We start from the raw sequence: 21,244 nt of genomic DNA on the forward strand, positions 1-21,244 counted from the left end.
CGGTGTCGCCGTCACCAGCCCGGCCGAGCGCGCCTGCCGAACAGGATGCCGCGTGGCTCCGGTGGAGCCGGCGTGCCGGGGCGCAGCGGCCAGGCCAGCAGCATGCCCACGACGAAGCCGACGACATGGGCCGCGTACGCCACGGTCCCGGCATGCGAGATGGCCGCGCCCGACGAGTACACCGCCTGCAGCCCGAACCAGAATCCCAGCACGACCCAGGCCGGCAGCCGCAGCGGCAGGAACAGCAGGAACGGTACGAGGATCCAGACCCTCACCCTGGGATAGAGCACCAGATACGCGCCGAGCACCCCGGCGATCGCCCCGGACGCACCGATCAGCGGGGCGGTCGAGTCGGAGTTCGCCAGCGCGTACCCGTACGCGGCCGCGTACCCGCACACCACGTAGAACAGCGCGTACCGCACATGGCCGAGCCGGTCCTCGATGTTGTTGCCGAAGATCAGCAGGAAGAGCATGTTGCCCAGCAGGTGCAGCCAGCTGCCGTGCAGGAACATCGCCGTGAACACCGACAGCACCGGTGACTTGACGTAGCCCGGCGGACCCACCAGACACCCGGGTCCCCGCTGCGGGTCGAACGCGACCTGGCCCGTCGGCACCAGCCGCGGCAGCTGGTGGTGAATCAGCTCCTTCGGCACCGCCGCGTAGTGGTCCAGGAAGGCCTGCAGATGGCACAGCTGCGCCAGGCCGCTGTCACCCGCCACCGAACCGGAGAGGCCCGGCATGAGGAGGAAGACGAGGACGTTCGCAGCGATCAGCGCGTACGTCACATACGGCGTCGTGCGTACGGGCATCACATCATGGACGGGGATGACCACAAGGAACTAGTGCCCCCTGTCGGACCCCGGAACCGTGTGTCGCCGCCGAGCCACGCGCCTACCACGCGACGTTGCGCCCCAGTGGGTGAACGCGGCCGTCTCTGCGTACGTATGTCTCCTCAACGCCCGTGATGCGGTCAACTACGTGAGGATCAGGCGATGAACGACCGAGTAACTCCTCCGATGCACGCCACGCCCGACGGTGAGGCCGAGATCACCCTGGTGGTGCGCCTGCCGTGGGAGGACGTGGCACGGCTCGGCCAGGAGGCCGGCCGGCTCGCCGCGCAGATGAAGCGGCCCGTGACGCTCGACGAGGCCGTCAGCCACCGGTTGCGCTCCGCGCGGGCGGCTGCCGCCCATGCGAAGCCGGCGGGTGAGCAGCCGCCCGCGATGACCATGAGCGCGTCCGTGTCGTCGTTGCCGCCGCGGCCGCCGGCGGAGCAGGCGCGGCAGGCGATCGAGAGGATCAACGGAACGGCTTAGCTCCGCTGGTTGGGCGGGTGGGTGCCGTTGGGGTCCCTGCGGGTTCTTGGCTGCGGGTGTCGTCGTGGCTGGCGCGCCCACGCGGCGGAGCCGCACAGTGGTACAGCCCCGCGCCCCTTAAAGAGCGCTGCTTCGCAGCGCCTTTGTCGCCTTTCGTGCTGCCACCAGGATCGGGTCCCAGACCGGGGAGAACGGTGGGGCGTAGCCCAGGTCCAGTGATGTCATACCGCCCACCGTCATGCCCGCCGTCAGGGCCACCGCCGCGATGTCGACGCGTTTGGCCGCGCCCTCGCGGCCCACGATCTGGGTGCCGAGGAGGCGGCCGGTGCGGCGTTCGGCGAGCATCTTGACGGTCATGGGGGCGGCGCCCGGGTAGTAGCCGGCGCGGCTCGTGGACTCGATGGTGGCCGTCACGTACTGGAGGCCCGCCCGGCGTGCGTCCTTCTCCCGCAGGCCGGTGCGGGCGATCTCCAGGTCGCAGACCTTGCTGACGGCCGTGCCGACCACGCCGGGGAACGTGGCGTATCCGCCGCCGGCGTTCGTGCCGATGACCTGGCCGTGCTTGTTTGCGTGCGTGCCCAGCGCGATGTACCGCTCGCGGCCGGAGACCAGGTCGAGGACCTCCACGCAGTCGCCCCCGGCCCAGATGTTCTCGTGGCCGCGCACGCGCATGGCCAGGTCGGTGAGGAGGCCGTCGTGGTCGCCGAGCGGGAGGCCCGCCGCTTTCGCGAGTGCCGTCTCCGGGCGTACGCCGATGCCGAGGACCACCACGTCCGCCGGGTACTCGGTGTCCTTGGTGGCGACCGCCCGTACCCTTCCGTCCTCGCCGGTCAGCAGCCTGGTGACCTCGGCGTCGTTCACCATCGTGATGCCCAGGTCCGTCATGGCCCGATGGACCAGGCGTCCCATGTCGGGGTCGAGCGTGGACATGGGCTCTGGGCCGCTGTTGACGACCGTCACCTCGTACCCGCGGTTGATGAGTGCCTCGGCCATCTCCACGCCGATGTACCCGGCTCCGACCACGACCGCGCGGCGGCCCTTCGTGGCGGCCAGCGTGTCGAGGAGGGCCTGTCCGTCGTCCAGGGTCTGCACGCCGTGCACGCCCGGCGCGTCGACGCCGGGCAGCGGCGGGCGGATCGGGCGGGCGCCGGTCGCGATCACGAGCTTGTCGTACGACGTCCACGACTCGGCGCCGGAATCGACGTCCCGTGCGCGGACGCGTGATCCGGGGACGTCGATCTCCGTGACCTCCGTGCGGAGTCGCAGGTCGATCGCCCGCGCGCGGTGCTCCTGAGGTGTGCGCGCGATCAGCTGGTCCCGGTCGGTGACGTCACCGCCCACCCAGTACGGGATGCCGCACGCCGAGAAGGACGTGAAGTGGCCCCGCTCGAAGGCAACGATCTCCAGCTCCTCGGGGTCCCGCAGCCGGCGCGCCTGCGACGCGGCGGACATGCCCGCCGCGTCGCCACCGATCACGACCATTCGCTCCCGCGCACCCCGCGTGCCCCGCCTACCGCTCATGCTCATGCGAACACGCTACGGGGACAGGACATTTCAGTCCCGTCAGTCCTGTTCGCCGCTCTCCTGACTCTCCTGCGGTCGCGCGGACCCCGGTGCCGGGCGCGCCTGCGGCAGCGGGCCCAGCGCGGACATCGCCGACGCGGACGCCGTGGCCGGCCGCCGCGGCAGCCTGGGCCGTACGAGCCGTACCCACACCAGCACCAGCAGGGCGCCGCCCAGGAGGAACGGGAGCAGTGCGCCGAGCGCGAGCGCGATCCAGCGGAACATGGTGACGAAGGCGTTCCAGCCGCCCGCGAGCGCGTCCAGGAAGCCAGGGTCGTCGTCCTTGCCGGCCTTCTTCACCGGGGTCTCGGTCAGCGAGAGCCTGATCGTGGCGAGGCTGGTGCGGTCCTTCAGGGACGCCTGCCGGGCGAGCAGGGCCTCCAGATCGGCCTGACGGCTGCTCAACTCGCCCTCCAGGGTGACCACGTCGCTCAGCTTCGTCGCCCGGTCCATCAGCTCGCGGATCCGGGCCACGCTGGCCCGCTGCGACGTGATGCGGCTCTCCACGTCGACGACCTGGTCGGTGACGTCCTCGGCCTTCGCCTCGCGCTCGACCAGTTCGCCGCTGCCCTCCAGGTCGCCCAGGACCTCCTCGTACTTGTCGGTGGGCACGCGCAGCGTGACACGGGTGCGTTCGCGGCCCTTGTCGTCGCGGGTGGTGGTCTCGCCCCCGACGAACCCGCCCGCGTTCTCCGTGGTGGTACGGGCCGCCTCCAGGGCCTTCGGCACGTCCTTGACCCGCACGGTGAGCGAGGCGGTGCGGATGATGTGGCTCGCGGTGGGATCGGGCGCCCGGGTGGCCCTGCCCGCGCTGCCGCCCTTGCTGTCGCTCGCGCTGTCGGCACCCGCACCGGCCTGTTGCTGCGAGGCCGCCTCGGCCTTGCTGCTGTCGCCGCTGTCGGAATCCTGGCCCGAGCTGCACCCGGCGAGCGCCAGGGCGCTGACGAGGAACAGTGCGGCCAGGGCCCGCACAGGTCGCCGGGATCGTCGTACGCGCGTTTCGGCCATGTCGGCTTACCCCCGAGGGTTGTCGTGACGGACGTACCTTCGACGCCGGAACGGCCCGGGACGTTGGGTCCTTCCGGTCCCGATGCGGTCACGGTCGGGACTCGGCAGGGACACCGGTCGATCACCCGGCATCACCGGGCTGTCGGTGGGTTCTGAGAAGGTAGAGGCATGCGTGGATCAAGTGCGGGGGCGGGGCACGTCGTCGTCATCGGGGGCGGGATCGCCGGGCTGGCCGCCGCGCACCGGTCGTTGGACCGGGGCGCGCGCGTGACCGTCCTGGAGGCGTCGGACAGGGTCGGCGGCAAGCTGCTGCCGGGCGAGATCGCGGGCGTGCGGGTGGACTTCGGCGCCGAGTCGATGCTGGCGCGCCGCCCCGAGGCGGTCGGCCTGGCCCGTGAGGTGGGCCTCACGGACCGCCTCCAGCCGCCCGCCACGGCCACCGCCTCGATCTGGACCCGCGGCGCCCTCCGCCCCATGCCCAAGGGCCACGTCATGGGCGTGCCCGGCACGGCGTCCGCCCTGGCCGGGGTGCTCTCCGAGGAGGGTCTCAGGCGCATCGAGCGCGATGCCGACCTGCCCCGCACGGAGTTCGGCGACGACGTGGCCGTGGGGGAGTACGTGGCGGCCCGCCTCGGCCGGGAGGTCGTCGACCGCCTGGTGGAGCCCCTCCTGGGCGGTGTGTACGCGGGCGACGCGTACCGCATCTCGATGCGTTCGGCCGTCCCCCAGCTCTTCGGGCCGGCCCGCGCCCACGCGTCCCTGACGGAGGCCGTCCGCGAGGTCCAGGCCAGGGCCGCCGCCGCTCAGCAGACCGGGCCGGTGTTCATGGGCATCGAGGGGGGAGTGGGCGGGCTGCCGCTCGCGGTCGCCGCGTCGGTGCGCGCACGGGGCGGCGAGATCCTCACGGGGACGCCGGTGAGCGAGTTGCGCCGGACCCGGGAGGCGTGGCGCGTCGTCGCGGGCGACCGTGTCCTGCACGCCGACGCGGTCGTCGTGGCCGTCCCGGCCCCGGCCGCCGCCGAGCTGCTGCGTGCCGAGGCGCCCGCCGCCGCGACCGAGCTGGCCGCCGTCGAGTACGCCTCGATGGCCCTCGTCACCCTCGCCTACCGCCGCGCCGGCACCGCCCTCCCCGAGGGCAGCGGCTTCCTCGTGCCGCCGGTCGACGGGCGGACCATCAAGGCGTCCACCTTCGCGTCCCAGAAGTGGGCCTGGATCGCGGACGAGGACCCCGGCGTCCTCGTCCTGCGGACCTCCGTCGGGCGGTACGGCGAGACGGAGATCCTCACCCACGACGACGACCACCTCGTGGCCGTCTCCCGCCACGACCTGCGCGAGGCCACCGGACTGACCGCCGAGCCCGTCGAGACCCGCGTCACCCGCTGGAACGACGGCCTGCCCCAGTACCCCGTCGGCCACCACGCGCGCGTGGCCCGCATCCGCGAGCACGTGGCCGGGCTCCCCGGGCTGACCGTGTGCGGCGCGGCGTACGACGGCGTGGGCATCCCGGCGTGCATCGCGAGCGCGTACGCGGCGGTGGACAAGTTGGCCGGCGACCTGCGTGGTGTGGAGGAGCTCACGGCCAACCCGGTGCAGAGCCTGCACGGCGGAGCGGGAGAATAGCTTCATGAGTGACGACGCCCGTGACGACGCCCCCACCACCGAGTCCGGCAGGATCCCGAACAAGGGCAAGCTGGCCAAGGACCTGAACGAGGTCATCCGCTACACCCTGTGGTCCGTCTTCAAGCTGAAGGACGTGCTGCCCGAGGACCGCGCGGGCTACGCCGACGAGGTCCAGGAGCTCTTCGACCAGCTCGCCGCCAAGGACGTGACGGTCCGCGGCACGTACGACGTGTCGGGTCTGCGCGCCGACGCCGACCTCATGATCTGGTGGCACGCCGAGACGAGCGACCAGCTCCAGGAGGCGTACAACCTCTTCCGCCGTACGAAGCTGGGCCGCGCGCTCACGCCCGTGTGGTCGAACATGGCGCTGCACCGCCCCGCCGAGTTCAACCGCTCGCACATCCCGGCGTTCCTCGCCGACGAGACGCCCCGCGACTACGTCAGCGTGTACCCCTTCGTGCGCAGTTACGACTGGTACCTGCTGCCCGACGAGGACCGCCGCCGCATGCTCGCCGACCACGGCAAGATGGCCCGCGGTTACCCGGACGTGCGCGCCAACACGGTCGCCTCGTTCTCCCTCGGCGACTACGAGTGGATCCTGGCCTTCGAGGCCGACGAGCTGTACCGCATCGTCGACCTCATGCGCCACCTCCGCGCCTCCGAGGCCCGTATGCACGTCCGCGAGGAGGTGCCGTTCTTCACGGGGCGGCGCAGGTCGGTGGCTGAGTTGGTGGCGGGGCTGGCTTGATGCGGAGGCCGGCCCGGTCTTCTCGGCCGGGGGTCCGGGGGGGTGGCCCCCGGGAGATGCAGCACGGGGCGGCGCAGGTCGGTGGCTGAGTTGGTGGCGGGGCTGGCTTGATGCGGAGGCCGGCCGGGTCTTCTCGGCCGGGGGTCCGGGGGTGGCCCCCGGGAGATGCAGCACGGGGCGGCGCAGGTCGGTGGCTGAGCTGGTCGAGGGGCTCGCCTGATCAGTGAAGGTAGGGGGCGGCCTGTCCCTTGGCGGAGCGGCCGCCCGGCCCCTTCGGCAGTGGTTCCGGACGCGGGGCGCATCCCGCCTGCCCTGCCGGGAGTCGGCCCTCCAGGAGGTAGGTCTCCAGGTAGCCGTTTACGCACATGTTCGGGCCGCCCACGAGACCGTGCGTGCCCGCGTCCTGCTCGGTCACCAGCACCGAGCCGGACAGCCTCCGGTGCATTTCGAGCGCGCCGCCGTACGGTGTCGCCGCGTCCCGCTCGGCGGCCAGGATCAGCGTCGGCGCCAGCTCACCGGGGCCCGTGCGCACATCGAGCGGACGCTGCCGGGGCACCGGCCAGTACGCGCACGGCAGGTTCGTCCACACGTTGGCCCAGGTCTCGAAGGGTGCCGTGCGCGCCAGACGGGTGTTGTCGCGGTCCCAGACACGCCAGTCGGTGGGCCAGGGAGCGTCGTTGCACTCGACGGCCGTGTACACCGCGTCGGCGTTCTCCTGGCCGGCCGCCGCCTCCGGGTGCGGACCGGCCAGCCGGACCAACGGCTTCGGGTCGCCCCTCAGATACGCGGACAGCGCCTGCGCCCGTGAGGGCCAGTAGTCGTCGAAGTACGTGGCCTGCAGAAACGTGCCGTGCAACTGACCGGGCCCCACCGTGCCGCCCGCGGGCCCGGCGGCCAGCCGCGCCCGCGCCCTCTCGTAGCTCCTCAGCACGTTCTCCGCGCTGTCCCCGAGCCCGTACGTCTTGTGGTGCAGGGCCATCCACACGCGGAAGTCCGTCCAGCGGCCCTCGAAGGCGGCCGACTGGTCGAGGTTGTTCCGGTACCAGATCTGGTCGGGCGCGGGGTTCACCGCCGAGTCGAAGACCATGCGGCGCACATGCGAGGGGAACATCGTCGCGTACAGCGCCCCGAAGTACGTGCCGTACGAGGAGCCCATGAACGTCAGCCGCGGTTCGCCGAGCGCTGCCCGCAGCACGTCCAGGTCACGGGCGTTGTTGAGCGAGTGGTAGTGCCGCAGCCGGCTGCCGCTCCGCTTCGCACAGCCGCTCGCGTACGCCTTCGCCCGGGCGACGCGCTCCCTCTTGTACCGCTCCGAGGGGTACGTCGGCGCCTCCGTGGGCCCCTGCGGGAAGCGCCTGGAGTCCTGGCAGGACAGCGGCGCCGAGCGGTCCACCCCACGCGGGGCGTATCCGACCAGGTCGTACGCGGCCGCGATGCGCTTCCACCCGGGGACATGGCCGATCAGCGGGAACGCCATGCCGGAGGCGCCGGGTCCGCCCGGGTTGTAGACGAGGGCGCCCTGCCGTGCGATCTTCCCCTTCGCGGGGCTCTTGCCCGTGGCCTTGATCCGGCTCACGGTCAGCTTGATCCTCGGGCCGTCGGGGTGGGCGTAGTCGAGGGGCACCGTGACGGTGCCGCACCGGAGACTGCCGGGCAGGCCCTCCTCCTTGGGGCACGCGCCGAACCGGATGCCCTCCTTCGAGGCGCGCTCGGCGGCGATCTCGGTGCCGAGCGTCTCGGCCGTGGCCCGGCTCCCGGGCCACCGGGGGTCACCGCCGGCCGGCGCGGCGACGAGGGCGGACAGAACCAAGGACCCGGCGGTTCCGTACAGCACGGCAGCTCTCATCGCGTATCCCTTCGGCGCTCGGCAGCAACACAAGGGATGTTTCGTTCGAGGTAGGGGGAAGTAAAGCAACCGGGCCGCTGCGGGAGTTCCCAATGCCCCTGATAGCGCCCGGCCAGGGGCGCGAGAGGCAGTGCCCCGCCAAGTGGCCTCTCAGCGATGCCCGAACGCCGCCCGCACCTCCGGCTCCCCTGCCACCCGGACACCGCGCACCGCGACCGAGGTGAGGTACGTCCGGTCGTCGTCGCCCTCGGTGTGCCGGGTGAGCGCGGCGAGGAGCCGCTGGCCCGCCGGCGACGCCCAGCGCGAGTACGGGTGGACCTCGACGCGGGCGATGGCCAGGCAGCTCAGGCTGAGGATCAGGGGGAGCGCGAACCAGAGGGCGACCAGGACCGGGTCCACGGCGGAGTCGTGTGCCGGCATCAGCAGCGCGACGGTGCCCAGCGCGGTCACGAGCAGCGCGGAGCCCCGCACCTGGCGGACGGCCTCCGCGACCGTCGTCCGCGTGCCGTCCGGTACGGCGAGTCCCGCCGCGACGAGCCGGTCGGCGAGGCGCCGTACGGACTCCGCGGCCGCGGCGGACTGCCATATGGGAGCGATCCGTGACTGGCCCTCAGGGCCTATGGCCCCTATCACCGAACGCTCCATGTCGTCCCGCCCGTCCGGGTCCACCACGGTCGCCCAGCCGGTGTGCGCGAGCAGCAGACGCCGTTGCCGGGCCATCGCCACCAGCGTCAGCTCGGCGACCCGTGCGGGGCCGCCGAACAGGAACGCCGCCTCGTACAGCGTCAGATCGCGGCGTACGACCCTGGGTTCGGCGCCGGAGCGCGCGGCTGCCAGACACAGCCGCATGCACGCCGTGCCGACGGCGACCCAGGCCAGGAGCAGGAGGAGTGGCCACACCATGAGCGTGTTTCTATGTGAACGGCCGCCGGATCGCCATGGGTTGTTCAGGATGCGGACAGGCGGTCACCGGTACGTAAACGTTCCGCTTCAGGGCCGGTCCTCCTCGGGGCCGACGGCCGCCGGAGGCAGGCTGTAGTCCGGGGACGGGGTCACGGGGATGGGCGAGCCGGGATCGTCGGTGGGTCCGGGCGGGGCCGGGGAGTTGGTGAGGGGCGGCGTACTCGCGGAGGCGGCGTCGTGGGCCAGGGCGTCGTAGTCGACGAGCCCGGTGGCCTCCAGGACCTTGATGTGGTCGAGCACGGTCGCGTTCGCGTCGTCGGCGAGGTCGCGGACCAGGGAGTTGCGGGTGGTGGCGCGGACCTGGGCGACCAGGGAGAAGACCTTGCCGTGTGCCTTGCGCAGGATGTTGGCGAACTCCCGGTCGTACTCCTCGCCCCGGGCCGCAGCCAGGGCGGCCAGCCAGGACCGCTGTTCCTCGCTCGGCTGGTTGGGCAGTTCGAGCCCGAGGCGGGCCGCGACGACGCGGACCCGCGCGTCGAGGAAGGTGTGGCCCTCGACGAGGTGCGCGCCCGCCGTGTGCACGGCCTGGGTCGTGCCCTTCTGCTCGGCCTGCTGCCCCGCCGGCAGCTCCCACAGTCCGGCCAGCCGGACCTTCGTGATGAACTCCCGGTCCAGGCCGGACAACGGACCGTACTGCGTAGACACGGTGGACGCGTTGAGCGCGTGCACACCGGTGCCGGAGCGGTCCGCGTACGACCAGATCGGAACGATCAGCGCGACGAGGGTCGCCGTCAGTCCGGCGACGATCAGCCCTGTCCCACTGATCAGTCCGCCGCGGTTGCTGGATCGCATGGTGCCTCCTGTCGCGGCACCGCACGCTAGTGCGCTTCGGGTGCGGGTTGACTGCGGATTGGCATGTTACTGCCGGGTCTACGTCAACTGCCGTACGAGGAGGATGCGTTGATGTGGCCAGAAATGGGCGCTGAATGGTGTATGAGGACAGGGAGGGGCTGGGGGTGAGATCGGGGGAAAGCTGGCGAAAGGGTGTGTCAAACCCGCGCACGTGCCGCGTGTTTGTTATTCGCGGCACATTTGCCACCGTGCGTTGTTTCTCGCCGCACTCAGGCGGGCCCGGCGGCCTGCCTGAGCTCAGGAGACGCTCGGTGGTCCGCCCGCGCTCAGCGGCGGAGCAGGACCCGGCGGGTGGCGCGGGCCAGGCGGGCCGTCGGGCGCTCGGAGCGCGGGACGGGGCCCGAGCGGTCCAGCCACCACTCGCGCAGCTGCCGCCGGACCTCGGCGTCCTCGGGCCGCCCGGCGAGCAGCAGATGCTCGGCGAAGTCCAGCGCGTCATGGCGGTAGCCGCCGCTCATGGGGTGCCCGTGCGTGTAGGCGAGGAAGGCCGGGCGGTACGACTCCCCGAGGATCTGCGGCAGTTCGGGCGCAACCTTCGCCACGACGTCCGCCCGCTTGGCCCCGAGCGCCCGCCCCTGCACCCCCAGCCGCACCCGGTCGAACCCCTCGGGCACGGGCGTCCCCGCCACCAGCGCCGAGAGCAGCGAGGCCTGAGCGAGCCCGAGCCGCTGACGGGCCGGACCCGTGGACGGCGCCGGATCGGCGTCGGGCCCGGGAGCGGTGCCGCGCTCCACGGCCCGGGTGCCGTCCTGTGCGGCTGCCGCCGTGGACGCCCGCCGTACCGTGTCCCGGATCGCGGTCAGCTCCCGCTCCAGTTCGGCCGGCTCGGGGAAGTTCTCGTCGCGCTCCAGGAGGATGCCCGGCGGGGTGACCCGGGAGACGAGGTCGGCGAGGACGTCGAGCACGGGCTGGGAGACGGGGTGGGCGTGGCTGTCGTGCCAGACGCCGTCGCGTTCGAAACCGCCCGCGACATGGACGTACGCGATGGCCTCGACAGGGAGTTCGTCGAGGGCCCTGGACGGGTCCTCGCCCCGGTTGACGTGATTGGTGTGGAGGTTCGCCACGTCGATGAGGAGCCGGACGCCGGTGCGGTCGGCCAGCTCGTACAGGAACTGGCCCTCCGTCATCTCCTCGCCCGGCCACGAGATGAGCGCCGCGATGTTCTCCAGCGCCAGCGGCACCGGCAGCGCGGCCTGGGCGGCCCGTACGTTCTCGCACAGGACGTCGAGTGCGTCCCGGGTGCGCGGGACCGGAAGCAGGTGCCCCGCTTCCAGCACGTCGGACGCCGTCAGGGGGCCACCCGCCCGTACGAAGGCGATGTGCTCCGTGACGAGGGGCGCCCCCAGCGCCTCCGCGCGCTCCGCGAGAGCACGCAGCCGGTCCTCCGCGGGACGGTCCGCGCCGCCCAGGCCGAGCGAGACACCGTGCGGGACGACCGTGACGCCGCGCTCACGCAACCGTGTGAGCGACTCGGGGAGATGGCCGGGGCAGACGTTCTCGGCCACGACCTCGACCCAGTCGACACCGGCGCCGGTCCTGTTCCCGCCCGCGACCATGCGCTCCACGGCCTCGGCGATCTCCGGCCGCCACCCGATGCCCGTCCCCAGCTGCTTCATCCTCGTCCCCTCCTCGTCACGCCGGTCACGGCTGCACCAGGACCCTGTGGGTCGTCTCACCGCGGTGGACCTGTGTTCCGGCGTGACCGACTCATGACCCCGGCACGCCGGGTCGAACCCCTCGGAGGGGACCTTCAGAGCAACATTTGAGCTTGCGGCGGTTCCCCGCACTCCGGCCCTCTGCCGCTTACGGCTACTGGACCTGCGGTGTCTGGCCCTGGTCGTCGTTGAGTTCCTCCGGATCGGGCCGGTTGGTGTTGACCACGCCCGGTGCTCCCGGCGAGACGGACGAGCTCACATCGGGGTTGGTGCTCGGCTCCGCCGCGGGCGGGGAGGCCGGCGACTGCCCGGCGACCGGCGGCGGCGGGCCGGTCGGGCTGGCGGTACCGGAGACCGACCCTTCGGCGATCTTCTGGAAGTCGACCGCTCCGGTCTTCTCCAGGATCGTGATGTGGTCGAGCACGGTCTGGTTGGCGTCCGAGGCCAGCTGGCGCACCAGCGTGTTACGGGTGGAGTTCCGCACCGTGGCGATGTCCGGGAAGATCTTGCCGTGCGCGGAGCGCAGGAGGTTCGCCCACACCTGGTTGTACTCGGAGGGCGAGGCCGCGGTCATCTCGTCCAGCCAGCCCTGCTGCTGGGCGTTGGGCTGGTTCGGCAGCTCGACACCGAGCTTCGCCGCGATGATCCGTACCCGCTTGTCCAGGTCGGCGTGACCCACGATCAGATGATTCGCGGCCTCCTGCATGACCTTGTCGGAGGAGCGCTCCAGCGCCTGCTGGCCGGCCGGCCCCTCCCACAGCCCCGCCAGCCGCACACGGACGATCAGGTCCCGGTCGGACGGGGTCAGCGGTCCCCACTGCGTGGTCACCGTGTCTCCGGTGAGCGCGGCGGCGGCGGTGGCGTTGCGGTTGGGGTACGAGACGAACACGGGGTAGGCGAGTGCGCCGATCGTGCCGGCGATCGCCAGGGCGACGAGGACAGTGCCCTTGGAGCGTCGCAAAGGAGCCTCCCGGAGGAAACCAACTGATCGTTGGGAACGTGCTTGGCCAGGGCCAAGAGGTACGTACAGACCGGTCGGCATGTTCAACCGGCTGCGAAACGGCCGCATGGCCGCGACAGGTGAGGGCGGAGACGACACCTGCGCCCGTGACGGGCCCTGTGGAAGACCGGCCGGCCGAACGCCGTCGGTCCGGGCGGTGGCGCCGTGGACGGGTCAGATCGTGCCGTTGGCGATGGCGTCGAAGTCGACCTGTCCGGTCTTCTCCAGCATCGTGATGTGGTCCAGCACGGTCTGGTTGGTGTCCGAGGCCAGCTGGCGCACCAGCATGTTCTGGGTGCCGTTGCGCACCTGCCCGATGGCGGGGAGGATCTTGCCGTGGGCGGAGCGCAGGAGGTTCGCCCACGTGCGGTCGTACTCCTTGCCCTGGGCCGCGGTCATCTGCTGCAGCCAGGCCTTCTGCTGCTCGTTCGGCTCGTCCGGGATCTCGACGCCCAGCTGGGTGGCCACGGTCCGCACCCGCTTGTCGAGGTCGGCGTGGCCCACGATCAGGTGGTCCGCGGCCTCCTTGACCTCCTTGCTGGACGAACGCTTCATCGCCTGCTCCGCGGCAGGCAGCTCCCAGAGTCCCGCCAGCCGCACACGGACGATCAGATCCCGGTCGGAGGCCGTCAAGGGCCCCCACTGGGTGTTCACCATGCCGGCTGACATGTTCGCCTGTGCGGTGCCGGACCGGTCGGTGTAGGACCACACGGGGAACGCCAGCGCCCCGACCGTGACGATGAGGGCCGCGCCGGCGATGACCGAGACTTTCACGCGCTCCAAAAGAGCCTCCCCTGGGGAAACCAACTGGTCGTTGGGAACTGTTACTTGGCCAGTGCAGGGAGGTACGTAGGGAACGGCTGTGTTGTTCAACGTTGGTCAACCGCGTTCGCGGGCCGGGCGGGTCACGCTTACGGTCGTCGGAGGCCCGGGAGAGGGCAGAAACGACTACCGCCCTCGGCCACCACGGTTTTCCCGGGCGCGATCTCCGTGAAGCCCGCGTCCCGGACGACCGGGAGGCCGGAGGTGGTCAGGTGGCGCCAGTGGTCGGGCGCGGCGGTGCGTACGGCGAGGGGGAAGCCTGCGTCGCGCCAGGCCGCGCGGTCCGCGTCGGACAGCTCCCACCAGGCCAGCTGGGCTCCGTGGCCCGCCTGGGCCATGGCCTTGCCCGCCGTCATACCGAGCTCCGGGCTCATCCAGAGGACGGGGGCGGAGAGGTCCGCGTCCACCGGAGGTTCCGGGTCGTCGAGTTCGGTGCCCGAGACCTGGAGGCGGGCCAGGTCCTTGGGCCAGCCGTCCAGGGGAACGGGCGGGAAGACCCGTACCTCCGCCGACTTGCCCGTCACCGTGATCCCGGGGAGCGCCTCGGCACGGCGCCACTCCGCGCCACGCGCCCGGCGCACCACCTTGCGGATCCGGGCGTCCTGCCAGTCCCGCATCGCCTGGGCCCACGGGCCGTCCCCCAGCGACCGCTCGTCACTCAGCATGACCAGCACCGCACGGGCCGCCGTCTCCAGCGCGTCCGTACGGGCCGGGGGAGCGGACCGCTCGGTCCGCACCACCAGGGGCAGCACGAACTGCGGCGCCTCGTCACGCGACACGGACTCACCGCGGAAGGGGCTGTCCTGCGCTGTGCCGTCCTGCGCTGTGCCGTCCTGCGCTGTGTCGTACGCCACCGTGCCGTCCGCCACTGTGTCGTCTTTCACTGCGCCGCCGTTCACCGAGGTCTGTGCACCCGCGTCACTCGTCACACACCCCAGTCTGCCAGGCGGAAGATCCGTTCCCCTGCGCGCGTACGCACACCCGTACGAGGATGGGGCGCATGGCACGTGAGGTACCGGAACGCGAACAACAACGGTTGCGGCTGGAGGGCGTGGGCCGCCGCTACGGGCGACGCGGCCGCTGGGTCCTGTCCGGCGTCGACCTGGAGGTGGCCCCCGGGGCGCTGATCCGTATCGAGGGCGCCAACGGCACCGGCAAGTCCACGCTGCTCCGCCTCCTCGCGGGCCTCGACGCGCCCACGGTGGGCCGGATGGTGGGGCGCCCGCGCACGGCGTACGTCCCCGAACGCTTCCCGGCCGCGCTGCCCTTCACCGCGGCCGACTACCTCATGCATCTCGGCACCGTCCACGGCCTGTCCCGCCCGGCGGCCGCAGACGCCGCCGACGAGTGGCTGGAGCGCTTCGGCGCCGCCGAGCACGCCCGGACGCCGATGTCGGAACTCTCCAAGGGCAGCAGCCAGAAGGTCGCCGTCGCCCAGGCCCTGCTCGCCGAACCGGAATTGCTGGTCCTGGACGAGGCCTGGACCGGCCTGGACGACCCGGCCCGCGGCGAGCTGGAGCGCGCGGTGACCGAGCGCACGGCCGCCGGGGGCGCGGTGGTGTTCGTCGACCACGACCCGCGCCGGCTGGCGGGGCGGCCGGACGCGATCTACGCCGTCGTCGAGGGCACCCTCAACCCCCGTACGGGGAACGGGGACGCGCATGCGGACGGTCCCCACGTGGTCGTCCGCGCACAGGGGCCCGCGGGAACCGCTCCACCGGACGAGGTCACGGCACTCGCGGCCCTGGTCGAGGAGGTGGCGGGCGACGCGCACCGGATCACTGTCCCGGAGTCCCGCTCGGACGCCGTGCTCAGGGCGCTGCTCGGGGCCCGGCCGCCGTGGCACGTGGTGAGCGTGGAGCCCGAGCCCGCACGGGGCGTCGTGCCCCGGCCCCGCACACCCGAACCCATCGAAACCGAGAGCTCCTGATGACCGCGCTCCTCCGCTACCAGGCCGCCCTGCTGCTGCGCTCCCAGCGGGCGCTCCCGCCCGTGATCCTGTACGCCGCGGTCCTCGCGATCGGTGTGCAGAGCGGGCAGCCCGTGCTGGACTCGCTCGGCTGGACGGCCGCCGCGCTGCTGCCCGTGGCCGCCTGGCTGGTACGCATCTGCGCCACCAACGAGCCGTCCGCGGCGCGGAGTTGTGTGGGCGCGGCGGCGGGTCCCGAGCGGGCGCACCTGGCGTGCGTCACGGTCGCGCTGGCGGCGGCCGGGGCGCTCGGGGTCGTGGCCACGGTCTTCGTCACGTTCATCAGTGACGCGACGAGCGCCGATCACCAGATACGGCTGTCGGCGGTCCAGGCCGGAGCCGCCGGACTGCTCGCCACGCTCGCGTGTGCGCTCCTCGGCACGGCCGTCGGCGCGCTCACCACCCGTCCGCTGCTGCGCTCGCCGGGCCGCGCCGTGCCCGCACTGCTGCTGGGCGCGCTCCTGGCGCTCGTCGTCACGGGTTCCCCGGCGCGGGCGGCGGTCAGCGCCTTGGTCACGGGCTCGCAGGAGGGTACGGTCCCGGTGCCGGTGCTGCCCCTGGCGGGTGCCGCGCTGCTGGCGGCGGCCGCGATCGGGGCGGCCTGCGCGCTTACCACCCGACGGTCGTCCTGACCGGCCGGGAGCCCCGGAGGCGGAGGACCACCGCCGGGGCCGGCGTGCCGGGTGCGCGTGCCGGTTGCGCAGGTCAGTGGCGCACGTCAGTGGGTCAGGTCCGGCGCCATGGGCCCGTGACCGCGAACGTCGTTCCCGGTGTGTAGCAGTTGACGTACATCGTCTCGCCGTCCGGGGAGAAGGTGACGCCCGCGAACTCGCCCCACTCCGGTTCCTCGGGAGTGCCAGTGTTCTGGGCGTTGCGGGCCAGCGCGTAGACCTCGCCTCGGCGCGTCACCCCGTAGACGTGCTGGGCGCCGTTGCCGTCCTCGCAGACCATCAGGCCGCCGCTGGGGGCGAGGCAGATGTTGTCGGGTGACTCGCCCGGGAGCTGGACATCCGTGTCCGGGCCGAAGACGATCACGAGGGTGAGGCGGCGCCTTGCCGGGTCGTAGCGCCAGATCTGCCCGTAGTGGTCGGCGGCCGAGCCCTCCGCGCTGCGTGCGAAGGACGACACGAAGTACACGCTCGTGCCGCCCCAGTAGCAGCCCTCCAGTTTCTGCGCGTGCGTGATGCCCTTAGGGCCGAAGTCCTGGAGGCGGACGGGGGTGCGGGCGGCGAGCGGATCCGGCACGTCCACCCATTCGATGCCGTCGAAGGTCGCGCCGGTCTCCTGGATCGAGGAGAGGTCGGGCACGCCGGGTACGCGCATCGCCTGGAGGCGGCCGCCCGCGCGCAGGGAACCGAGGCCGCCCCGCGGCTTGTCGGGGAGGAACCGGTAGAAGAGACCGAAGGGCCTGTCGAAGGCGTCCTCGGTCTCGTAGACGATGCCGTGGCGAGGGTCGACCGCGATCGCCTCGTGCTGGAAGCGGCCCATGGCGGTGAGGGGTACGGCTCCGGAGCGGTGCGGGTCCGCGGGGTCGACCTCGAAGATGAAGCCGTGGTCCTTGGTGTAGCCGTTCGTGCCTGCCTTGTCCTCGGTCTCCTCGCAGGTCAGCCAGGTGCCCCAAGGGGTGGGCCCGCCCGCGCAGTTGACCGCCGTACCGGCGATCGCGACGCGCTCGTCGAGGACGTTGCCCCGCCGGTCGAGGGTCAGGGCCGTACAGCCGCCCTTGCCCATCGGGTCGTACGTCAGGCCGTCGACGGTGGGGACGCCGATCCGGCCGGTGACGCGGTTCTCGTGGTTGCGGACCAGGTGGACCTGGCCGTTTCTGCCGCCGGAACGGCCGGCAAAGGCAGCCATGCCGTCGTGGTTGCTGGGTACCTTGCCTTCGCCGGAGCGGAGGGGGTCGCCCTCGCGGGACAGGACTCGGTAGCGGAATCCTTTCGGCAGGTCGAGCAGGCCGTCCGGGTCGGGGATCAGTGGGCCGTAGCCGGAATGGCCCACGCCCTGCGCGGCGGCCGTGCCGGCGAAGAGTTCGGAGAGGGCGCCGGTGAACGCGATGCCCGCTCCCAGGGCACCGGAGCGGGCCATCATCTGACGTCGTGTCACAGGCGTGCGTCGTGTCACGGACATGGGAAACCTTCCTGTTGGCGGACAGGATGTGACCCGCCTGTGTATCACGTGACTTCGGTCCCGTGAACCACGCGCGTAGAAGGTCTCACTCCGTGCTCGGTGGTGTCACTCCGTCGGTCTTGGACGGCCGGGGCGTGACCTCGGGCGGCGGTGCGGAGGCCGGCCGCACCTGTGGCTGCGTGGTCGTTTCCGGTGCTCCGTCGGGTGGCTGCTCCTGGTGCGCCCGCTCCAGGAACCGCAGCAGTTCCACGGGGAAGGGCAGCACGAGCGTGGAGTTCTTCTCGGCCGCGACCGCGACCACGGTCTGGAGCAGGCGGAGCTGGAGCGCGGAGGGAGTGTCCTCCATCTGCTGGGCCGCCTCGGCGAGCTTCCTCGACGCCTGGAGCTCGGCGTCGGCGTTGATGATGCGGGCCCGCCGCTCGCGGTCGGCCTCGGCCTGGCGGGCCATCGAACGCTTCATGGACTCCGGCAGCGACACGTCCTTGATCTCGACGCGGTCGACCTGTACCCCCCAGCCCACGGCGGGGCTGTCGATCATCAGCTCCAGCCCCTGGTTGAGCTTCTCGCGGTTCGACAGCAGGTCGTCGAGGTCGCTCTTGCCGATGATCGAGCGGAGGGAGGTCTGGGCCATCTGGGAGACGGCGAAGCGGTAGTCCTCGACGTTGATGACGGCGCTGACCGCGTCGTGGACCCTGAAGTAGACAACGGCGTCGACCCGCACGGTCACGTTGTCCCGGGTGATGCCCTCCTGCGCGGGCACCGGCAGCGTCACGATCTGCATGTTGACCTTGCGGAGCCGGTCGACGCCGGGGACCACCATGGTGAAACCGGGCGGACGGGGTTCTCCGAGCAGCCGCCCGAGCCGGAGTACCACGCCGCGCTCGTACTGCTTGATGACCCGTGCCGCCGCTGCGGCGTACACCCCACCGGCGCAGCCGACCGCGACGGCCGCAGTCACCAGTGCCTCGATCATGACGACCCCCTTTCGAGCCGTCGTGCGTAGGGTCGTTTTCACCCTTCGCCCGCGAATACCACGATATGCCTGGGGTGGGTTCGGGGCGACGGTGCGGGGTGCGGGTGCAGGGTGCCTCCGGCGGTCGGGGCGGTGCGTGGGTGCGGGTGCGGGTGCGGGTGCGTTGTGGCTTGGGCGCCTACGCGTTTGTTCGTGGGTCGGGGGCGCGCCGGGAGGTCTCCGTCCTCGGTCCGGCGGGTCTGTGGGGTGTCGTATGTGCTCGGCGGTGGACGCCGGCCGCTGCGGGCGGACACCTCCCGGCACACCCCCTGCCGTGCGTACACGTCTGCGGGGCGTGTGGTGGTACCGGTCGCGCGGTGGTGCAGGTGTCGGGCGGGTGGTGATGCAGGTGTCGTGTCCGGTGCCGGTGCCGGTGCCGGTGACGGTGACGGTGACGGTGACGGGTGGTGGCGGCGCGTTGTGGTGCCGGGCGCGCCCGTGCTTTTTAAGGGGTGCGGGGCTGTGTTGAATCTGCGGCTCCGCCGCGTGGGCGCGACCAGCCACATACGACCCGCAGCCGACCACAACCAGGAACCCGGCAGACGAGACCGACCGGCCACACCCCCGGAGGGACGGGGCTGCAGGCGGCGCAACAGCGTCACCCGCAGCCCTGTCCTGTGGGCGCCCTACGGGCTCACCCGGTGTTCGACGTCACCCTCACCGGCTCGGTGTCCGGCGCGCTGTGGCGCTGGGCCCAGTTCTCCAGGGCCGTGCGGCAGGCGTGGTCGAGGTGGTGGAGACCGGAGAGGTCCACCTCGATCGGGCGGTCCTGCGGCAGGGCCTCCAGGCTGTCGAGGATCTTCGGCAGGCGCAGGAAGGTCGCGTTGCCCGACAGGTACGCCTGGATGGGGCCGGCGCCCTTGTCGATGACCTCCAGCCTGATGTGCGAGGCCTCCCACGCGGTCTTGACGACCGAGAGGGCCAGACCGATCAGTACGCCCTCGAACATGTTGACCGCGACGATCGCCACGGCGGTGACCACGAGGATCAACGCCTCACCCCGGTGCGCCCGCCACAGTCCGACGACCTCCCGGAAGGGGATCAGTTTCCAGCCCGCGTGGACGAGGATGCCCGCGAGGGCCGGGATCGGGATGAGCGCCAGCGTGGACGGCAGCAGCGCCGCGAACAGCAGGAGCCACACGCCGTGCAGGACCCGGGACGCCTTGGTCTTGGCGCCCGCCTGGACGTTGGCCGAGCTGCGCACGATCACCGCGGTCATGGGCAGCGCGCCGAGCGCACCGCACACGGTGTTGCCCGCACCCTGGGCCATCAGCTCCTTGTCGTACTCGGTGCGCGGCCCGTCGTGCAGCCGGTCCACGGCCGCGGCACTGAAGAGCGACTCGGCGGAGGCGATCAGCGTGAACGCGAGGATCGTGCCGAGGATGCTCAGGTTCGCCAGCTCCCCGAAGGCGTCGAGGCCGGGCGGCTGGATGGAGTCCAGCAGACCCTTCACCTCGACGGTGGCGACCGGGAGGCTGAAGGCGAGGGAGGCAAGGGTGGCCAGGACCACCGCGGCGAGTGCCCCCGGTACCGTCTGCGCCTTCTTCGGCAGCCGCTTCCACAGCACCATCACGGCGATGGTGCCCGCGCCGATCGCGAGCGAGGCCAGTGCCCCGGTGCTGCCGAGGGCGTCGGCAGCCGCGCCGGGCAGGCCGGCGATCTTGTCGAGGCCGGAGGCGGGTGCCTTCAGGCCGGCCGCCGCGTACAGCTGGCCCGCGATGATGACGAGCCCGATGCCGGCCAGCATGCCCTCGACGACGGACACGGATATCGCCCGGAACCAGCGGCCCAGCTTCAGCGCGCCCATGGCGAGCTGGAGCAGCCCGGAGGCCAGCACGATGACGCCCAGCGCGGGCAGCCCGAACTCGTTGACCGCCTCGAAGACCAGCACGGTCAGACCGGCGGCCGGCCCGGACACCTGGAGGCTGCTGCCCCGCATGAGACCGGTGACGATGCCGCCCACGATGCCGGTGACGAGTCCGAGCTCTGCCGGGACCCCGGAGGCGACGGCGACGCCCACGCACAGCGGGAGGGCGACGAGGAACACGACGAGGGAGGCGGCGAAGTCCTGCCTCAGGTGGGGGAACTTGGTCAGCACAGTCGTTCCCCCGCTCACAGGGACTCGAACGAGTCGGTGTCAGCGCGGTGTTCGCGCACGGCTCCCGTGTGCACCTCGTAGTACCAGCCCCTCAGACGGAGCTGACCCGATGCCAGGCGTTGTTCGACGCACGGGTAGGACCGCAGTCGCAGAAGCTGTGCCAGAACGTGGTTCTGTACGGCTTCCGCGACGGCGGGGTCCGCCGAGTCGGCGGACCTGGGTTCGTCCGCGGCGTGCGCGAGCCAGTCCCGTACGGCGGGTACGGCGGTGAGGTCGTCGCCCCGCACCAGCGCGCCGACCGCTCCGCAGTGGGAGTGGCCGCAGACCACGATGTCCTGTACGCCGAGGACCTCCACGGCGTACTCGATGGTGCACGCCTCACTGGTGGGGTGGTCGGAGGCGTACGGGGGGACGATGTTGCCCGCGGTGCGCAGTTCGAAGAGCTCGCCGGGGCGGGCGCCCGTGATCAGGGCCGGGACGACCCGGGAGTCCGAGCAGGTGATGAAGAGGACTTGGGGGGACTGGCCTTCGGCCAGCCTGGCGAACTCCTCAGGGCGCTGTCCGAACGTACGGGCGTTGTCGATGAGGGGCTGCATGTGTGGTGATTCCTCCTGGCGCGCCACGGCGGCGCGTCGGGCTGACAAG

19 protein-coding genes are annotated in these 21,244 nt (G+C 72.0%); 5 read left to right on the forward strand and 14 right to left on the reverse strand.

From position 1 onward, the window contains the following. Positions 1–11: 11 nt before the first annotated feature. The gene (locus E0500_RS20495; RefSeq protein ID WP_131566526.1) at positions 12–833 is read right to left on the reverse strand and encodes a rhomboid family intramembrane serine protease; all 822 of its coding nucleotides are present in this window, start codon (positions 831–833) and stop codon (positions 12–14) included. 159 nt (positions 834–992) lie between these two features. Between E0500_RS20495 and E0500_RS20500 the strand changes: the two genes are divergently transcribed. Then, positions 993–1,316, forward strand: coding sequence for a hypothetical protein (locus E0500_RS20500; RefSeq protein ID WP_131566529.1), 324 nt, complete (start codon positions 993–995; stop codon positions 1,314–1,316). Between the two features lie 117 nt (positions 1,317–1,433). On the opposite strand, the gene E0500_RS20505 is transcribed toward E0500_RS20500, so the two are convergent. Both E0500_RS20505 and E0500_RS20510 read right to left on the reverse strand, forming a co-directional pair. Next, the gene (locus tag E0500_RS20505; protein WP_131566532.1) at positions 1,434–2,843 is read right to left on the reverse strand and encodes an FAD-dependent oxidoreductase; all 1,410 of its coding nucleotides are present in this window, start codon (positions 2,841–2,843) and stop codon (positions 1,434–1,436) included. A 36-nt stretch (positions 2,844–2,879) separates the two neighbouring features. Continuing rightward, positions 2,880–3,887: a DUF4349 domain-containing protein gene (locus E0500_RS20510; RefSeq protein ID WP_131566535.1), complete on the reverse strand. Its 1,008-nt coding sequence runs from the start codon at positions 3,885–3,887 to the stop codon at positions 2,880–2,882. A gap of 168 nt (positions 3,888–4,055) precedes the next feature. Here E0500_RS20510 and hemG point away from each other — a divergent pair, with 168 nt between their 5' ends. Together hemG and hemQ are read left to right on the forward strand one after the other, a co-directional pair. Beyond that, positions 4,056–5,507 carry a protoporphyrinogen oxidase gene (gene hemG / locus E0500_RS20515; RefSeq protein WP_131566538.1) on the forward strand — a complete coding sequence of 484 codons (1,452 nt, stop codon included), beginning with the start codon at positions 4,056–4,058 and terminating at the stop codon, positions 5,505–5,507. 4 nt (positions 5,508–5,511) lie between these two features. Then, positions 5,512–6,255, forward strand: coding sequence for a hydrogen peroxide-dependent heme synthase (gene hemQ, locus E0500_RS20520; protein WP_131566541.1), 744 nt, complete (start codon positions 5,512–5,514; stop codon positions 6,253–6,255). A 220-nt stretch (positions 6,256–6,475) separates the two neighbouring features. Here hemQ and E0500_RS20525 read toward each other — a convergent pair whose 3' ends face one another. The 7 genes from E0500_RS20525 to E0500_RS20555 form a co-directional block, all read right to left on the reverse strand. After that, a complete protein-coding gene (locus E0500_RS20525) occupies positions 6,476–8,101 on the reverse strand; it encodes an alpha/beta hydrolase (protein ID WP_131566544.1) in 1,626 nt (541 codons plus the stop codon). Between the two features lie 150 nt (positions 8,102–8,251). Continuing rightward, on the reverse strand, positions 8,252–9,004 hold the full coding sequence (locus E0500_RS20530) for a TIGR04222 domain-containing membrane protein (protein WP_131566547.1): 753 nt from the start codon (positions 9,002–9,004) through the stop codon (positions 8,252–8,254). Between the two features lie 87 nt (positions 9,005–9,091). Further along, positions 9,092–9,856, reverse strand: coding sequence for a DUF4142 domain-containing protein (locus E0500_RS20535; RefSeq protein ID WP_131566550.1), 765 nt, complete (start codon positions 9,854–9,856; stop codon positions 9,092–9,094). A gap of 326 nt (positions 9,857–10,182) precedes the next feature. Then, entirely contained in the window at positions 10,183–11,532 is a 1,350-nt protein-coding gene (locus tag E0500_RS20540) for a DUF692 domain-containing protein (RefSeq protein ID WP_131566554.1), read from the reverse strand. A gap of 193 nt (positions 11,533–11,725) precedes the next feature. After that, positions 11,726–12,532, reverse strand: coding sequence for a DUF4142 domain-containing protein (locus E0500_RS20545; protein WP_131566557.1), 807 nt, complete (start codon positions 12,530–12,532; stop codon positions 11,726–11,728). 213 nt (positions 12,533–12,745) lie between these two features. Beyond that, positions 12,746–13,345, reverse strand: coding sequence for a DUF4142 domain-containing protein (locus E0500_RS20550; RefSeq protein ID WP_309505233.1), 600 nt, complete (start codon positions 13,343–13,345; stop codon positions 12,746–12,748). A gap of 137 nt (positions 13,346–13,482) precedes the next feature. Beyond that, entirely contained in the window at positions 13,483–14,247 is a 765-nt protein-coding gene (locus tag E0500_RS20555; RefSeq protein WP_131566576.1) for a peptidyl-tRNA hydrolase, read from the reverse strand. 146 nt (positions 14,248–14,393) lie between these two features. Between E0500_RS20555 and E0500_RS43945 the strand changes: the two genes are divergently transcribed. Together E0500_RS43945 and E0500_RS43950 are read left to right on the forward strand one after the other, a co-directional pair. Beyond that, positions 14,394–15,323, forward strand: a complete 930-nt coding sequence (locus E0500_RS43945) for an ATP-binding cassette domain-containing protein (RefSeq protein ID WP_258572871.1) — start codon at positions 14,394–14,396, stop codon at positions 15,321–15,323. Next, on the forward strand, positions 15,323–15,994 hold the full coding sequence (locus E0500_RS43950; protein WP_258572872.1) for an ABC transporter: 672 nt from the start codon (positions 15,323–15,325) through the stop codon (positions 15,992–15,994). The genes E0500_RS43945 and E0500_RS43950 overlap by 1 nt, the downstream gene beginning before the upstream one ends. 94 nt (positions 15,995–16,088) lie before the next feature. On the opposite strand, the gene E0500_RS20565 is transcribed toward E0500_RS43950, so the two are convergent. From E0500_RS20565 to E0500_RS20580, 4 genes are all read right to left on the reverse strand, one after another. Next, positions 16,089–17,489: a PhoX family protein gene (locus tag E0500_RS20565; protein WP_131566567.1), complete on the reverse strand. Its 1,401-nt coding sequence runs from the start codon at positions 17,487–17,489 to the stop codon at positions 16,089–16,091. Positions 17,490–17,574: 85 nt separating this feature from the next. After that, positions 17,575–18,462 (reverse strand): slipin family protein, encoded by an 888-nt coding sequence (locus E0500_RS20570; RefSeq protein ID WP_131566570.1) that lies wholly within the window; start codon positions 18,460–18,462, stop codon positions 17,575–17,577. A gap of 673 nt (positions 18,463–19,135) precedes the next feature. Then, positions 19,136–20,599: a SulP family inorganic anion transporter gene (locus E0500_RS20575; protein WP_131565499.1), complete on the reverse strand. Its 1,464-nt coding sequence runs from the start codon at positions 20,597–20,599 to the stop codon at positions 19,136–19,138. Between the two features lie 14 nt (positions 20,600–20,613). Beyond that, positions 20,614–21,195 (reverse strand): carbonic anhydrase, encoded by a 582-nt coding sequence (locus tag E0500_RS20580; protein ID WP_131565501.1) that lies wholly within the window; start codon positions 21,193–21,195, stop codon positions 20,614–20,616. Positions 21,196–21,244: the final 49 nt, after the last annotated feature.

The sequence above is a fragment of the Streptomyces sp. KM273126 genome (assembly GCF_004337435.2).
GTDB lineage: Bacteria > Actinomycetota > Actinomycetes > Streptomycetales > Streptomycetaceae > Streptomyces > Streptomyces acidicola.

What these genes read in the sequence shown, in the direction of transcription:
- E0500_RS20500 (WP_131566529.1), top strand. Translation starts at nt 993, where the DNA reads ATGAACGACCGAGTAACTCCTCCGATGCACGCCACGCCCGACGGTGAG.
- E0500_RS20505 (WP_131566532.1), bottom strand. Translation starts at nt 2,843, where the DNA reads ATGAGCATGAGCGGTAGGCGGGGCACGCGGGGTGCGCGGGAGCGAATG.
- E0500_RS20510 (WP_131566535.1), bottom strand. Translation starts at nt 3,887, where the DNA reads ATGGCCGAAACGCGCGTACGACGATCCCGGCGACCTGTGCGGGCCCTG.
- hemG (WP_131566538.1), top strand. Translation starts at nt 4,056, where the DNA reads ATGCGTGGATCAAGTGCGGGGGCGGGGCACGTCGTCGTCATCGGGGGC.
- hemQ (WP_131566541.1), top strand. Translation starts at nt 5,512, where the DNA reads ATGAGTGACGACGCCCGTGACGACGCCCCCACCACCGAGTCCGGCAGG.
- E0500_RS20525 (WP_131566544.1), bottom strand. Translation starts at nt 8,101, where the DNA reads ATGAGAGCTGCCGTGCTGTACGGAACCGCCGGGTCCTTGGTTCTGTCC.
- E0500_RS20530 (WP_131566547.1), bottom strand. Translation starts at nt 9,004, where the DNA reads ATGGTGTGGCCACTCCTCCTGCTCCTGGCCTGGGTCGCCGTCGGCACG.
- E0500_RS20535 (WP_131566550.1), bottom strand. Translation starts at nt 9,856, where the DNA reads ATGCGATCCAGCAACCGCGGCGGACTGATCAGTGGGACAGGGCTGATC.
- E0500_RS20540 (WP_131566554.1), bottom strand. Translation starts at nt 11,532, where the DNA reads ATGAAGCAGCTGGGGACGGGCATCGGGTGGCGGCCGGAGATCGCCGAG.
- E0500_RS43945 (WP_258572871.1), top strand. Translation starts at nt 14,394, where the DNA reads ATGGCACGTGAGGTACCGGAACGCGAACAACAACGGTTGCGGCTGGAG.
- E0500_RS43950 (WP_258572872.1), top strand. Translation starts at nt 15,323, where the DNA reads ATGACCGCGCTCCTCCGCTACCAGGCCGCCCTGCTGCTGCGCTCCCAG.
- E0500_RS20565 (WP_131566567.1), bottom strand. Translation starts at nt 17,489, where the DNA reads ATGTCCGTGACACGACGCACGCCTGTGACACGACGTCAGATGATGGCC.
- E0500_RS20570 (WP_131566570.1), bottom strand. Translation starts at nt 18,462, where the DNA reads ATGATCGAGGCACTGGTGACTGCGGCCGTCGCGGTCGGCTGCGCCGGT.
- E0500_RS20580 (WP_131565501.1), bottom strand. Translation starts at nt 21,195, where the DNA reads ATGCAGCCCCTCATCGACAACGCCCGTACGTTCGGACAGCGCCCTGAG.